This is a genomic window from Massilia sp. YIM B02769 (assembly GCF_030411995.1).
GTDB lineage: Bacteria > Pseudomonadota > Gammaproteobacteria > Burkholderiales > Burkholderiaceae_D > Telluria.
Genome location: NZ_JASNRC010000014.1, coordinates 41,384 through 53,965, shown reverse-complemented (window position 1 = coordinate 53,965; position 12,582 = coordinate 41,384). Strand labels below are relative to the sequence as shown.

At 68.5% G+C, this 12,582-nt stretch carries 13 protein-coding genes; 7 read left to right on the top strand and 6 right to left on the bottom strand.

Annotated elements, in window-relative coordinates; all coding sequences use genetic code 11:
- Nucleotide 1: 1 nt before the first annotated feature.
- The 6 genes from QPK31_RS21195 to rsmB form a co-directional block, all read right to left on the bottom strand.
- Nucleotides 2–259: a DUF3567 domain-containing protein gene (locus tag QPK31_RS21195; RefSeq protein WP_027865841.1), complete on the bottom strand. Its 258-nt coding sequence runs from the start codon at nucleotides 257–259 to the stop codon at nucleotides 2–4.
- Between the two features lie 97 nt (nucleotides 260–356).
- On the bottom strand, nucleotides 357–713 hold the full coding sequence (locus QPK31_RS21190; protein WP_290424866.1) for a GTPase: 357 nt from the start codon (nucleotides 711–713) through the stop codon (nucleotides 357–359).
- Between the two features lie 43 nt (nucleotides 714–756).
- The gene (locus tag QPK31_RS21185) at nucleotides 757–1,482 is read right to left on the bottom strand and encodes a response regulator (RefSeq protein WP_290424865.1); all 726 of its coding nucleotides are present in this window, start codon (nucleotides 1,480–1,482) and stop codon (nucleotides 757–759) included.
- Nucleotides 1,483–1,544: 62 nt separating this feature from the next.
- Nucleotides 1,545–3,821, bottom strand: a complete 2,277-nt coding sequence (locus tag QPK31_RS21180; protein ID WP_290424983.1) for an ATP-binding protein — start codon at nucleotides 3,819–3,821, stop codon at nucleotides 1,545–1,547.
- A 24-nt stretch (nucleotides 3,822–3,845) separates the two neighbouring features.
- Nucleotides 3,846–4,409, bottom strand: a complete 564-nt coding sequence (locus QPK31_RS21175; RefSeq protein ID WP_290424864.1) for a DUF4390 domain-containing protein — start codon at nucleotides 4,407–4,409, stop codon at nucleotides 3,846–3,848.
- A 43-nt stretch (nucleotides 4,410–4,452) separates the two neighbouring features.
- On the bottom strand, nucleotides 4,453–6,054 hold the full coding sequence (gene rsmB / locus QPK31_RS21170; RefSeq protein ID WP_290424863.1) for a 16S rRNA (cytosine(967)-C(5))-methyltransferase RsmB: 1,602 nt from the start codon (nucleotides 6,052–6,054) through the stop codon (nucleotides 4,453–4,455).
- A 176-nt stretch (nucleotides 6,055–6,230) separates the two neighbouring features.
- On the opposite strand from rsmB, the gene argS reads away from it, so the two are divergent.
- From argS to QPK31_RS21135, 7 genes are read left to right on the top strand one after another with little or no spacing between them, the layout of a single operon-like run.
- Entirely contained in the window at nucleotides 6,231–7,994 is a 1,764-nt protein-coding gene (gene argS, locus QPK31_RS21165) for an arginine--tRNA ligase (RefSeq protein WP_290424862.1), read from the top strand.
- A gap of 11 nt (nucleotides 7,995–8,005) precedes the next feature.
- Nucleotides 8,006–8,716: an SPOR domain-containing protein gene (locus QPK31_RS21160; RefSeq protein ID WP_290424861.1), complete on the top strand. Its 711-nt coding sequence runs from the start codon at nucleotides 8,006–8,008 to the stop codon at nucleotides 8,714–8,716.
- 17 nt (nucleotides 8,717–8,733) lie between these two features.
- Nucleotides 8,734–9,417 (top strand): thiol:disulfide interchange protein DsbA/DsbL, encoded by a 684-nt coding sequence (locus QPK31_RS21155; protein WP_290424860.1) that lies wholly within the window; start codon nucleotides 8,734–8,736, stop codon nucleotides 9,415–9,417.
- Nucleotides 9,414–10,205 carry an SDR family oxidoreductase gene (locus QPK31_RS21150; RefSeq protein WP_290424859.1) on the top strand — a complete coding sequence of 264 codons (792 nt, stop codon included), beginning with the start codon at nucleotides 9,414–9,416 and terminating at the stop codon, nucleotides 10,203–10,205. The genes QPK31_RS21155 and QPK31_RS21150 overlap by 4 nt, the downstream gene beginning before the upstream one ends.
- 20 nt (nucleotides 10,206–10,225) lie before the next feature.
- A complete protein-coding gene (locus QPK31_RS21145) occupies nucleotides 10,226–10,993 on the top strand; it encodes a biotin--[acetyl-CoA-carboxylase] ligase (RefSeq protein ID WP_374045831.1) in 768 nt (255 codons plus the stop codon).
- 2 nt (nucleotides 10,994–10,995) lie between these two features.
- A complete protein-coding gene (locus QPK31_RS21140; RefSeq protein WP_290424982.1) occupies nucleotides 10,996–11,751 on the top strand; it encodes a type III pantothenate kinase in 756 nt (251 codons plus the stop codon).
- 3 nt (nucleotides 11,752–11,754) lie between these two features.
- Entirely contained in the window at nucleotides 11,755–12,489 is a 735-nt protein-coding gene (locus QPK31_RS21135) for an SPOR domain-containing protein (RefSeq protein WP_290424857.1), read from the top strand.
- The last annotated feature ends 93 nt before the right edge of the window (nucleotides 12,490–12,582 follow it).

Sequence of the window (12,582 nt, the reverse complement as noted above, 5' to 3'; positions counted from 1 at the left end):
CTTAGTGCAGGACGACCGGTTGGCTCATCAGGGTGTCGTAGGAGCCGAGGAAATCGTCGATTTCTTCCATGGTCGGTTCGCTTGCGATCAGGTTGTTGACGTCGCGCCGGAACGACTGCGCCAGTTTGCCGCCGATGAACGCTTCGCGACGGCCGGCTTTGTCGACGATTTCGTAACCGCCGAAGCGCAGGGCTTCGAGGTCGCGATCGACGCCAAATTCGACCACGCTGTACTGTTCGCTGTTATAGATCATGTTCATGATGACTCCTTCTCTCGATCAGAGTGTTGGACCAGCCACGCGGCGGCGGGCGGCTGGCTTCGACTTCAGTGAAGAGGTGGGGCTGCGCGAACCGATTTCAAGTGTGCCGGTCCGGCGTCAGTGATAACAATTGATCGTATGGTGAACTGCTTAACCATGATCGCAACTGACCTAGGTGTTCGCCGCTGGCCAGGCCGATGAACAAGCGTGTCGGGTGCTGGCGCAGAAGACGATTCAATGTAACACGCATCACGAGATTTCCCGCGCAGCAAAGGCAACCGGGCGCGATGCGTGCGAGCAGCAGCGTGGGAGAAGCGTCCAGGAGGAGTGTGCCGTCGGGCAGGCCTTCGAGGATGACGGCCGTGGCGCCCTCCCCGGCCGGGTCGATCAGGGCGGCAATCGCCGCCTCGCGCCGGCCGGCGCCCGGCCCGGTGACGATGGTAGTGGGAATCAACAGATAGCGGCCTGGGCGCAGGCAGCGTGAACGCGCGCCGCGCTCACCCGCCGCGCTTGCCGAGCTTGCCCGGCTCGACGCCCAGTTGCTTGAGCTTGCGGTACAGGTGGGTACGCTCGAGACCGGTTTTTTCGGCCACGCGCGTCATGCTGCCGCCTTCGCGTCCCAGGTGGTGCTCGAAGTACATGCGCTCGAAGGCGTCGCGCGCTTCGCGCAGCGGCAGATCGAACGACAGCGTATAGCCCTGGGTGTCGCCATGGCCGACCACGCCCACGCGTGCGCCGTTCACCGGCGCCGGCATCGGCTGCGGCGCGTACATCGGGGCGCTGGCCACCGGCATGGCCTCCATCACGGGCGGCGGCATCACCGGACGCGGCGGCGGGCTTGGTGCGCGCGCCACTTCCTGGGCGCGGGTGAGGCCTTGCTGCACGGCCTTCAGCAGCTTTTGCAGGGCAATCGGTTTTTCCAGGAAGTTCAGGGCGCCGATGCGGGTTGCCTCCACCGCGGTATCGATGGTGGCGTGGCCGGACATCATGATGACCGGCATCGTCAGCAAGCCGTCGCGCTGCCACTCCTTGAGCAGGGTGACGCCGTCGGTATCCGGCATCCAGATATCGAGCAGCACCAGGTCGGGTGCGCCTGCCGCGCGTGCTTCGCGCGCCTGCTGCGCGTTTTCCGCCAGCGTGATTGCGTGGCCTTCGTCTCCCAGGATTTCCGAGAGCAGCTCGCGGATGCCCATTTCATCATCAACTACGAGTATGTTCGCCATCTTTTGCCTTCCGTCTCCGCCCGTGTTTGCCGTGATTCGTCAGTCGTGATTTTATGCCTGATTTACACTTCGGCCAAGTTCGCCTCTTGTGCTAACTTTAACAGCAAAATGAATACCGACGCGCCACTTCCGTCCGGACGGTTCTGAATATCGATGCGGCCGCCATGTTCGTCGACGATCTTCTTCACCATCGGCAGGCCGAGGCCGGTGCCGCGCGCCTTCGATGTGACATACGGTTCGAACGCGCGCGCCAGGATTTTCGGCGCGAAGCCGGGACCGTTGTCCATGATCGCCAGGCGCACCGCGGTGCCGGCCGTGCCGTCGGCGCCAGTGTAGCGGATGATCTCGGTGGCGACGTCGATGCGCGGCGCGGGCGCATTCGACGCCGAACCTGGCCCACGGTCGGCCAGCGCATCCTGGGCGTTCTGCAGCAGGTTGTGGATCACCTGGCGCAATTGGGTGGCGTCGCCCATCACCGGCGGCAGGTTCGGCGCCAGCGCGGCGTGGATGATGTCGGAGGCGTCCTCGGCCAGGTACAGGTTCAGGATCTGCTCGATCAGCCCGTTCAAGTCGAGCGGTTCCAGCACCGCCGGCGGCGTGCGCGCGTAGTCGCGGAAGTCGTCGACCATGCGCTTCATGGCGTCGACCTGGTTGACGATGGTGGACGTCGCGCGCGCCAGCAGGGCGGCGTCGGCTTCATCGAGCTTTTCCTCGAGCTTCATCTGCAGGCGCTCGGCCGACAGCTGGATCGGGGTGAGCGGGTTCTTGATCTCGTGCGCCAGGCGGCGCGCCACCTCGCCCCAGGCCACCGAGCGCTGGGCCGAGATCACGTCCGAGATATCGTCGAACACCACGATGAAGCCGCTGCCCGCCCCCACCGGCAGGCGCGAGCCGCGCGTCAGCAAGGTGGTGTCGTGGTCTTCGCCGGGGCGCGGGATCTCGATCTGCTGCTGCCAGTGGGTGCGCTGGCGCGCGCTGCCGGCGGCCGATTGCGCGCTCTGGGCCGAGAAGGCGCGCGTGACGCAGTTGGCGAACACGTCCAGTCCTTCGATCTTGTTCAGCGGCCCGTTCAGGTGGCCATGCTCCATCTGCAGGATGCGGCAGGCGGCGTCGTTGGAATTGACGACCGTGCCTTCGGCGTCGAGCACCAGCACGCCGGCCGACATGTTGGCCAGCACCGACTCCAGGTGGGCCTTGGCGCTTTGCAGGGCCGCGCGGTTGCGCTCGACGGCGCTCCTCGCTTCGAACAGCTGGCCGGTCATGGCGTTGAAGGACTGGGTCAGGGTGCCGAGTTCGTCGCGGGTCTCGACGATCGGGCGCGGCGACAGGTCGCCCTCGGCCACCGCCTGCGTGCCCTCGGCCAGCACCAGCAGCGGCTGGGCCAGGTTACCGGCCATCAGCACCGCGGTGCCGATGGCGCCGAAGATCACCAGCAGCAAGGTCAATGTCAGGGTGCGGATGTACATCTGCTGCAGGCCTTCGCGCGCCACCGAGCGCTGGCGGTATTCGCTGAAGGCGCTGCGCAGGACTTCGGCATTCGTGGCCAGGTTCACCGGCACCGCCTGCATCATCTGCAGGTAGCGCGGCGCCATGCCGGGCGGCTCGGGCACGGCCAGCACCACGCGCAGGCGCAGGCCGGTGGCGGCGTCCAGGGCATTCTGGGAGTCGAGCCCGGCCTCGCGGAAGTCGAGCTCGATGCCGCCCTCGGGCCGCGCATAACCACCCGGCATGGCGGCCTGGCGCAGCATCTGCGGGGTCGGCAGGTCGGGCGTGAGGTCGGCGCGCCGGTCCTCGCTGGCGCTGGCCATCAGCTTGCCGTCGGCGTCGAGCAGCATCGCGCTCTGCATGCCTTCGATGCCGTGGATCGCCTGCGACAGCGCCAGCTGGGCGCCGAAGTCGCTCTGTCCGGACAGGGTCGCCGACACGGTCAGGGCGCTGGCCACCAGGTCGGCCTGGGCTTCGTCGAGCGCGGCGCGGCCCAGGTTCAGGCCCGAGGACAGCGCGGCCTCGATCTTGACGTCGAACCAGGATTCGATCGAATGCGAGACGAACTGCACCGACACCATGAAGATCACCAGGCCGGGCAGGATGCCGATGCCGGCGAACAGCAGCACCATGCGCGCCATCAGGCGCGAGCCGAAGCGCTTGGCCTTATAGCGCGAGTACAGGCGGCCGAGGGCCACCACCACCAGGATCAGCAGCAGGAAGGCGATGGTGGCGTTCAGCCCCAGCAGCCAGGAATAGTAACGGTCGAAGAAGCCGGAGTTGTCGGAAGCCGAGGCGAGCAGGAACAGCAGGATCGAGACGACCGCCCCGCCGACCACCAGCGCGTAGCGCATGGCCTGGTTCACGCCGCCCTCCCTTTACTCCGCACGGTAATTGAAGGTCTTCCGGTTCGAGGCGAGGCGCCAGTCGGAATTCGAGAAGGCGCTGACCTGCAGGGGTTTCTGCAGGTAGTCGCGGTCCATGAACATGCGCAGGCTGACTTCATACGTCTCGCCGTGCTTCAGGGCGCCCTTCGGCGCGATCGACCAGCGGCCCGGACGGCGGATCTGGAACATCGCCTCGTCGAGGGTCTGGAAGGTCTGCTGGACGCTGCCGACCGCGGCCACGTAATACTGGCGCAGCAGCACGTCGTAGGAGATGCTGACGGTGCGCTTGGCGAACACGGCGCGCTCGTCGCGCCAGTACCAGCGCGGGCGCACCAGTTCGATCTCGGTGGTGAAGTAGAGCTTGACGCCGTGCTGCAGGGCGTCTTCGAGCTCGCGGCTCAGGTCGAACGAGTAGTTGGCGGCGAGCCGGTAGCCATCGTCGCCGGCCTCGATTTTCGCCATCGTGATGTCGATCCCGTCGGCCGCCTGCGCCGTTGCGCACGCGAAGACCAGCAGCAACTGGCAGGCGAGGAGGCGGAAAAATCGTAAAGTCACAGGTGGCCGGAACCTAAATTAATCGAGCGAATTGTGGAGCGTACTACGCACCCTTCTTGTGGAAGAGCGCATAGAACAGACCGTCATGATCCAGCCCGGCGCCGCTCATGGGTAGCAGCTGGCCTGGCGCATCGAGGCGGATGGCGTCGTCGTGGCGCGCCGCGAACGCGGCCGCCTGCGCCTCCGATTCCTGGGGCCAGAGCGAACATGTCACAAACAGCAATTTACCATCGGGCCGCAGCATCTGCCAAAGATTGTCGAGTATCTGCGCGGAAAGTGTTGTAAGTTGGCGCGTGTCGGTCTTGCGGCGCAGCCAGCGGATATCCGGGTGGCGGCGCACGATGCCCGAGGCCGTGCACGGCACGTCGGCCAGGATACGATCGTATTGACGGCCATCCCACCAGCCTTGGGTCTGCGCTTCGGCGGCCACCAGCGCGGCTTCCAGGCCGAGGCGGCCGAGGTTGTCGCCGACGCGTTTCAGGCGCTGCGGATCGGCGTCGACCGAGGTCAGTTCCACGTCGGCGAGTTCGAGGATGTGGCCGCTCTTGCCGCCCGGCGCCGCGCAGGCGTCGAGCACGCGCATGCCATCGCGCAGGTCGAGCAGCGGCGCGGCCAGCTGGGCGCCGGCGTCCTGCACCGACACCAGGCCGTCGTGGAAGCCGGGAATCTGCGCCACGTTCACGGCCTGGCGCAGGCGCAGCGCCTGCGGGCCGACCTGATCGAAGGCGACGCCCTCTTCCTGCAAGCGCTGCCCGTAGGCCTCGAGCGAGGTCTTGCGGGTATTCACGCGCAGGGTCAGCGGCGGATGGGTGTTGCCGGCCGCGAGGATGGCTTCCCAGTCTTTCGGGTAGGCGGCGCGGGTGGCGTCGATCCACCACTGCGGGTAGCTCCACTGCGCGAACGGATCGGCCAGCGCCTGCCGCACCAGTGCTTCGCGCTCGCGCAGGAAGCGCCGCAGCACCGCGTTCACCATCGCCTTGGCGTGGGCGAAGTCGGGGTGGCTGGCGGCCGCGGTGACGGCCTGGTCGACCACGGTAAAGGCTTCGTAGGGCGCCTCGCCCTCGGCCGGGTCGAGCAGCGCCAGCGCGCAGCACAGCAGGCCGGACAGCTGCGGCGCGTCCGGCGCCTTGGTCGTCATCAGGCCGAGCAGGGTTTCGCTGCGGCCCATCTGGCGCATGCTGCGGTAGGCCAGGTCCTGGATCGCGCCGCGCGCCTGGGGCGTGACGCCGAAGGTCGTAAACACATGCGACAAGGCCTGGGGCAGCGCGGTGCCGGCGCCGACCTGGGCGATGGCGTTCGACGCGCCGAGCAGGGCCAGCGCCAGCGAATCGGGCGGCAGGTTCGGCACGTAGTCGGGCTGGAAGTGCTGCTGGACCTCGTAGCTGGGTTGCAGCCGTTCCCGCACCTGCTCCTTCGGCTGCGCGCGGGGTGGCTGGGGACGCTGCGCCTGCGGCCCGGCTTCGGCCTTTGCTGCCGGCCGGCCCTGCCCCGCTCCCGGGGCGGCCGCCTTTGCCGCAGGCTTGGCCGCCGGCTTGCCGGCCGGCTGGGCGAACCGGGCCGCGGGATTGCCCACCTTCTTCGGCGCCGGTTTGGCGGCGCCGCCGGACTGGGGTTTGATGGTGAGCGTAGGGCGCTTGTCGGTCATGGTTACGGGTCAATACGGAAAGGCGACATTGTAACGGTACAGCCTTTGGCTGCGCTTAAAGCCCGGGCCGCGGCCCGGCCGCGGGGCATATTCGGCGTTGCGGCAAACCAGTATAATGAATCCTGATTGCCGTGGCCGCGCGCCACCGCCCCATTCGAACTCACCGTACATTACCCATGCTCGCCCAACAAAAACAAGCGATCGTTGCCCTGTTCCAGGCCGCCCTTGCGCCGATCGTCGCCGGCACCGATCTCGTTCCAAACATCGTCCTCGAACGCCCGCGCGATCCGTCGCATGGCGACATCGCCTGCAACATCGCCATGCAGCTGGCCAAGCCACTGAAGACCAACCCGCGCGAACTGGCCACGCGCCTGGTCGCGGCCCTGCTGGCCGACCCGCAGGCCGCCGGCCTGGTCGAAGCGGCCGAGGTGGCCGGACCCGGCTTCATCAACCTGCGCGTGGCGGCAAGCGCCAAGCAGTCGGTGGTGCGCAGCATCCTCGAGCAGGGCGAGGCCTTCGGGCGCGGCACGGCCGGCGCGGGCCACCACGCCATCATCGAATTCGTGTCGGCCAATCCGACCGGTCCGCTGCACGTTGGCCACGGCCGCCAGGCCGCGCTGGGCGACGCCCTGTCCTCGCTGTTCGAGGCGCAGGGCCACCAGGTGACGCGCGAGTTCTACTACAACGACGCCGGCGTCCAGATCGCCACCCTGGCCACCTCGGTGCAGGCGCGCGCACGCGGCTTCAAGCCGGGCGACGCCGAATGGCCCGAATCGGCCTACAACGGCGACTACATCCAGGACATCGCCGACGACTTCCTGTCGAAGAAAACCGTGTCCGCCAGCGACGGCGAACCGGCCACCGCCAGCGGCAATATCGAGGACATCGAATCGATCCGCCGCTTCGCCGTGACCTACCTGCGCAACGAGCAGGACATCGACCTGCAGGCCTTCGGCGTCAAGTTCGACAACTACTACCTCGAGTCCTCGCTGTATGCCGACGGCAAAGTGGACGAAGCTGTCCAGGCCCTGGTCGACGCCGGCGTCACCTACGAGCAGGACGGCGCCCTGTGGTTGAAGACCACCGACTACGGCGACGACAAGGACCGCGTGATGCGCAAGTCCGAAGGCGGCTACACCTACTTCGTGCCGGACGTGGCTTACCACATGCAGAAATTCCGCCGCGGCTTCGACCAGGCCATCAACATCCAGGGCAGCGACCACCACGGCACCATTGCCCGCGTGCGCGCCGGCCTGCAGGCCGTGAACATCGGCATCCCGCAGGGCTACCCCGACTACGTGCTGCACAAGATGGTCACCGTCATGAAGAACGGCGAAGAGGTCAAGATCTCGAAGCGCGCCGGTTCGTATGTCACCGTGCGCGACCTGATCGAATGGTCGGGCAACGGCGACATCACGCGCGGCCGCGACGCCGTGCGCTTCTTCCTCATCTCGCGCAAGGCCGACACCGAGTTCGTGTTCGACGTCGACGTCGCGCTGAAGACCTCGGACGAAAACCCGGTCTACTACGTGCAGTACGCCCACGCGCGCATCTGCTCGGCCCTCAGCAACTGGGGCGGCGACGAAGCCACGCTGGCGAACGCCGATCTGTCGGTGCTCACCACGCCGCACGAAGCGAGCCTGCTGTCGAAGCTGGCCGCCTACCCGGAAATGCTGGCGCGCGCCCAGGCCGAACTCGGCCCGCACCAGGTGGCCTTCTACCTGCGCGAACTGGCCGGCGAACTGCACAGCTACTACTTCGCCCACAAGTGGCTGCTCGACGACGACGAGCAGCTCAAGCTGGCGCGCCTGGCCCTGGCCACCGCCACCCGCCAGGTGCTGCGCAACGGCCTGGCCCTGATCGGCGTGTCCGCGCCGAACAAGATGGAACGCGCGCCAAGCGACGACCAGGACGCCGCACCAGCCGATCAACCAGCATAAGCACAGCAACCATGACCGCCACCATTCGTTTCCCTTCCCGCCAGCGCGGCAGTACCCTGACCGGCATCATCATCGGCCTGATCATCGGGCTGGGTATCGCGGTGGCGGTGGCGCTGATGATCACCAAGGGCGCCTCGCCCTTCACCGACCGCTCGAACAAGATGGGCCGCCCGGCCGATCTCGACCCGAGCCAGGCCAGCGATCCGAACAAGCCGCTGTACGGCAGCCGCGACGCCGCGCGCCAGGCCAACAAGCAGCTGAGCGAGCGCGAGGCCGCGAAAGCGGCCGCACCGGCCCCGGCGCCGGCCGCCGCCACCGAAGCCGATCCGCTCGGCGAAGCGATCGCCGGCATGAGCGAGGCCGCCGAGCGCAGGCCTGCGGCCCCGGCCGCCGCACCGGCTCCGGCTCCGGCTCCGGCCGCCGCTCCTGCCGCCGCTGCCGCCGCCGCGCAGAACGCCGCCGGCGCCAGCGCCGGTGGCGACGACAAGTACGTCTACTATCTGCAGGCCGGCGCCTTCCGCGAAATGTCGGACGCCGAGAACACCCGCGCCAAGCTGGCCCTGCTCGGCTTCGAAGCCGCGATCAGCGACCGCACCAGCGACAGCGGCGTGCTGCACCGCGTGCGCCTCGGCCCATTCAACCAGGTCGAAGCCGTCAACAAGGCGCGCGCCAAGCTGCTCGACAGCGGCATCGACGTCGCCATCGTCCGCAACCAGAAATAAGCAACCAGGAGAATTCGATGCACCTGCTTCGCCGCCTGCTGTGCAGCGCCCTCGTCCTCGCCGGCGCCACGGCGCTCCTTCCCCCCGCCGCCGCTGCGCCGGCCGCGCCGAAAGAAGGCGTGCAATACCAGGTCCTGCCGCAACAACAGGAAACCCAGGCCGGCAAGGCGGTCGAAGTGACCGAGTTCTTCGCCTATTACTGCCCGCACTGCAACGCCTTCGAGCCGCTGCTGTCGGAGTGGGTCAAAAAGCAGGGCAACAACATCGTCTTCAAGCGCGTGCACGTGTCGGCCGGCCCGCGCGTGGTGCCGCAGCAGCGCCTGTTCTACACGCTCGACGCCATGGGCCTGCTCGGCCAGTACCACGAAAAAGCCTTTGCCGCGATCCATGAAGGGCGCCTGCGCTTCGCCGACGACGAGGAAGTGTTCGACTGGGCGGCGAAAGCCGGCATCGACCGCGCCCGCTTCACCGACACCTACCGCTCGATGGGCGTGAGCGGCAAGCTGCGCCACGCCGCCTCGATGATGGACGCCTACAAGGTCGACCACTGGCCTTTCGTGGCCATCGACGGCCGCTTCGTCACCTCGCCTTCGATGGCGAACAAAGGCGACACCGGCGCCCGCACCGAAACCGAGCAGCAGCAGGTGGCGCTGGGGGTGATGGACGCACTGGTCGCGAAAGCCCGAGCGGACAAGAAATGACCCGCGGGGGTCGTGCAGACCGCGTCTTCATCACCGGCGCCTCGAGCGGCATCGGCGCCGCACTGGCGCGCGAGTATGCCGCGCGCGGCGCCACACTGGGCCTGGTGGCGCGCCGCGGCGAGCTGCTGGCCGAGCTGATCGCCTCCTTGCCGCACCCCGAACGCCACCGCAGCTATGCGCTCGACGTGCTCGACCACGCCGCCCTCGACGCCGCGGCCCAGGACTTCATGCAGGCCTGCGGCGGCGCCGACATCGTGATCGCCAGCGCCGGCATCTCGCACGGCACCCTGACCGAAAGGCCTGAAGACCTGCCGGTCTTCGCCTCGGTGTTCGCCACCAACGTCAACGCCACCGTCGCCACCTTCGCGCCTTTCATTTTCCAGATGAAGGTGCAGGGCACGCCCTGCCGCCTGGTGGCGGTCGGCAGCGTGGCCGGCGTACGCGGCATGCGCGGCGCCGGCGCCTACTGCGCCTCGAAGGCGGCCGTGCACGCCTACTGCGAATCGCTGCGGCTGGAACTGAAGCGCTCCGCGATCCGGGTCGTCACCATCGTGCCCGGCTATATCGATACCCCCATGACCCGCAACAACCGTTTTCCCATGCCTTTCCTGATGCCTGCCGAACGCTTCGCCGCCAGGGCCGCCAACGCCATCGCGCGCGGCGACAGCTACCGCGTGCTGCCCTGGCAGATGGGCGTCGTCGCCAGGCTGCTGCGCGCCCTGCCGAACCCCTTGTTCGACCTGATGTTTTCGCGCGCGCCCCAGAAACGCCGCAAGGAGGCCGCATGATCGCGCCCCTGCTGACGCCCATGACCGCTCTCGATATCGGCGCGCGCTCGCAGGCCGGCGTGGCGGTGGAAGTGGTTGAGACAACCGGTTCCACGAATGCCGACCTGCTGGCGCGCGCCGCCTCGCTCGATGCCCCGCTGCTGCTGGTGGCGCGCAACCAGACCGCCGGCCGCGGCCGCGCCGGACGCAGCTGGCTGTCCTCGAGCGAAGGCTCGCTGACGTTTTCGCTGGCGTGGAAGTTCGACGGCGGCGTGCAGCGCCTGGCCGGCCTGCCGCTGGCGGTTGGCGTGGCGCTGGCCGAGACCCTGGATACACTCGGCGTGCAGGTTGGCCTGAAGTGGCCGAACGACGTGCTGCGCGACGGCGACAAGCTGGCCGGCATCCTGATCGAGACCCAGGGCGCCCCCGGCGGCGGCGTCTGGACCGTGATCGGCATCGGCCTGAATTTGCTGATGCCCGACGAAACCGAGGCCCTGCTCGGGCGCAGCATCGCTTCCCTGCCCTGGCTGGCGCGGATGGACCGCAACGCGCTGATGGCGGCCCTGCTCGACGGCCTGGCCGGCGCCCTGCGCGAATTCGACGGCGCCGGCTTCAAGGCCTTTTCCGCGCGCTGGAACCGGCGCCACGCCTGGCAAGGAGAAACCGTGGTCATCCTCGACGCCGGCAAGGTGCTGCACGAAGGCGCGGCCGCCGGTGTCGACGACACGGGACGCCTGCTGCTCGACACGCATGAAGGCCGCATCACGGTGCTGGCCGGCGATGTGTCGTTGCGGATGAAAGCGTCGTGAGCATGCTGCTGCTGGTCGATGCCGGGAATACGCGCGTGAAGTGGGCGCTGGCCCGGGACAGTGCGGCGCCGGGGAACTGGATCGCCAGCGGCGCGGCCCTGCACGACGGTCTCGATGCGCTGGCCGGCGAATGGCAGGCGCACGGGGTGACGCGGGCGATCGTCTCGAACGTGGCCGGGCCCGCGCTGCGCGAACGCCTGGCGGCCCTGCTCGGGCCGATCGCGGTCGACTGGTTCGCTTCCAGCGCCGAACGCGCGGGCCTGGTCAACGGCTACCGCGAACCGGCGCGCCTGGGCTGCGACCGTTTCGCCGCCGCCATCGGCGCGCGTGCGCTGGCGCCGGGCCAGGCGCTGGTGGTGGCCACCTGCGGCACCGCGACCACGGTCGATGCGGTAACGCCCGATGGCCGCTTCCTGGGCGGGATGATCTTGCCGGGCCTGGCCCTGATGGCCGGCGCGCTGGCGCGCAACACGGCCCAGCTGCCCCAGGCCATGCCGGGTGCGGCGCCCCCGCCCCTGTTTGCCGACAACACGAACGATGCGATCGTCTCGGGCTGCCTGTCGGCCCAGGCCGGCGCCATCGAGCGCGCGGTGGCCGGGCATGGCGGCGCGGCCTGCGTCCTCTCGGGCGGCGCGGCGCCGTATATCGCTCCCGCGCTCAAGCTTGCGTACAAGCTGGTCGATAATATCGTGCTGGTCGGTCTGCACGCGGTGGCGCGCGCGGATGCGGCGCAGGGAGAATCGGACTATGGGGGCTGAGGCGTGCTGAAATTCGTATTCTGGGCTTTGCTGGCCGCGAACGCGCTGCTGTTCGCCTATGGCCGCGGCTTGCTGGGCAGCGCCGACGGCGAGGTGCGCGAGCCCGCGCGCCTGACCAGGCAGCTGGCGGCCGACAAGCTGGTGCTGCTATCCGGCGAACAGGCGCAGGCACTGGCTGCCGCCGCCAAGACCGAGGACAGCGGGGCCGAGGCCGAAGAAGCGCCGGCCGCACCCGAACCGGCGGCCCCCGAACCGGCGGCGCCGCCAACTCCGGCTTATGCCTGCCTCGAGACCGAAGCCTATGCCCCGCCCGACGCGCGCCGTTTCGAGACCCGCCTGGCGCGCCTGGAACTCGGCGCGCGCCAGATGCGCCTGGCCGTGCCCTACCAGGAAGTGACCAGCCACCTGGTCTACCTGCCGCCGAACGGCGGCAAGGAAGGCGCCGAGCGCCGCGTGGCCGAGCTGCGCGAACGCGGCATCAGCGATTATTTCGTCATGCAGGGCGATTCGCCGCTGCGCTGGGCGGTGTCGCTGGGCGCCTTCAAGACCGAAGCCTCGGCGCGCACGCTGGCGGCCGAACTGGCGAAAAAAGGTGTGCAGGGCGTGCGCGTGCTGCCGCGCGGGCCGCAATCGAACCGCTTCGCCTACCGCTTCCGCGATATCGATGGGCCGACGCGGGCGCGCATCCTCGAGGCCGGGCGCGGGATGGAAGCGACGATTCTGCACATTTGCAAGTAACCGGGCCGCTGGTTCGCGCCTGTTCCAGGCGGTGGGTTCGAGAACCCACCCTACCGCCGATACCTTGGGGTGGGTTCTCGAACCCACCGCCCC

What these genes read in the sequence shown, in the direction of transcription:
- QPK31_RS21185 (WP_290424865.1), bottom strand. Translation starts at nt 1,482, where the DNA reads ATGGCGAACATACTCGTAGTTGATGATGAAATGGGCATCCGCGAGCTG.
- QPK31_RS21150 (WP_290424859.1), top strand. Translation starts at nt 9,414, where the DNA reads ATGACCCGCGGGGGTCGTGCAGACCGCGTCTTCATCACCGGCGCCTCG.
- QPK31_RS21155 (WP_290424860.1), top strand. Translation starts at nt 8,734, where the DNA reads ATGCACCTGCTTCGCCGCCTGCTGTGCAGCGCCCTCGTCCTCGCCGGC.
- QPK31_RS21140 (WP_290424982.1), top strand. Translation starts at nt 10,996, where the DNA reads ATGCTGCTGCTGGTCGATGCCGGGAATACGCGCGTGAAGTGGGCGCTG.
- QPK31_RS21180 (WP_290424983.1), bottom strand. Translation starts at nt 3,821, where the DNA reads ATGCGCTACGCGCTGGTGGTCGGCGGGGCGGTCGTCTCGATCCTGCTG.
- QPK31_RS21195 (WP_027865841.1), bottom strand. Translation starts at nt 259, where the DNA reads ATGAACATGATCTATAACAGCGAACAGTACAGCGTGGTCGAATTTGGC.
- QPK31_RS21145 (WP_374045831.1), top strand. Translation starts at nt 10,226, where the DNA reads ATGACCGCTCTCGATATCGGCGCGCGCTCGCAGGCCGGCGTGGCGGTG.
- QPK31_RS21160 (WP_290424861.1), top strand. Translation starts at nt 8,006, where the DNA reads ATGACCGCCACCATTCGTTTCCCTTCCCGCCAGCGCGGCAGTACCCTG.
- argS (WP_290424862.1), top strand. Translation starts at nt 6,231, where the DNA reads ATGCTCGCCCAACAAAAACAAGCGATCGTTGCCCTGTTCCAGGCCGCC.
- rsmB (WP_290424863.1), bottom strand. Translation starts at nt 6,054, where the DNA reads ATGACCGACAAGCGCCCTACGCTCACCATCAAACCCCAGTCCGGCGGC.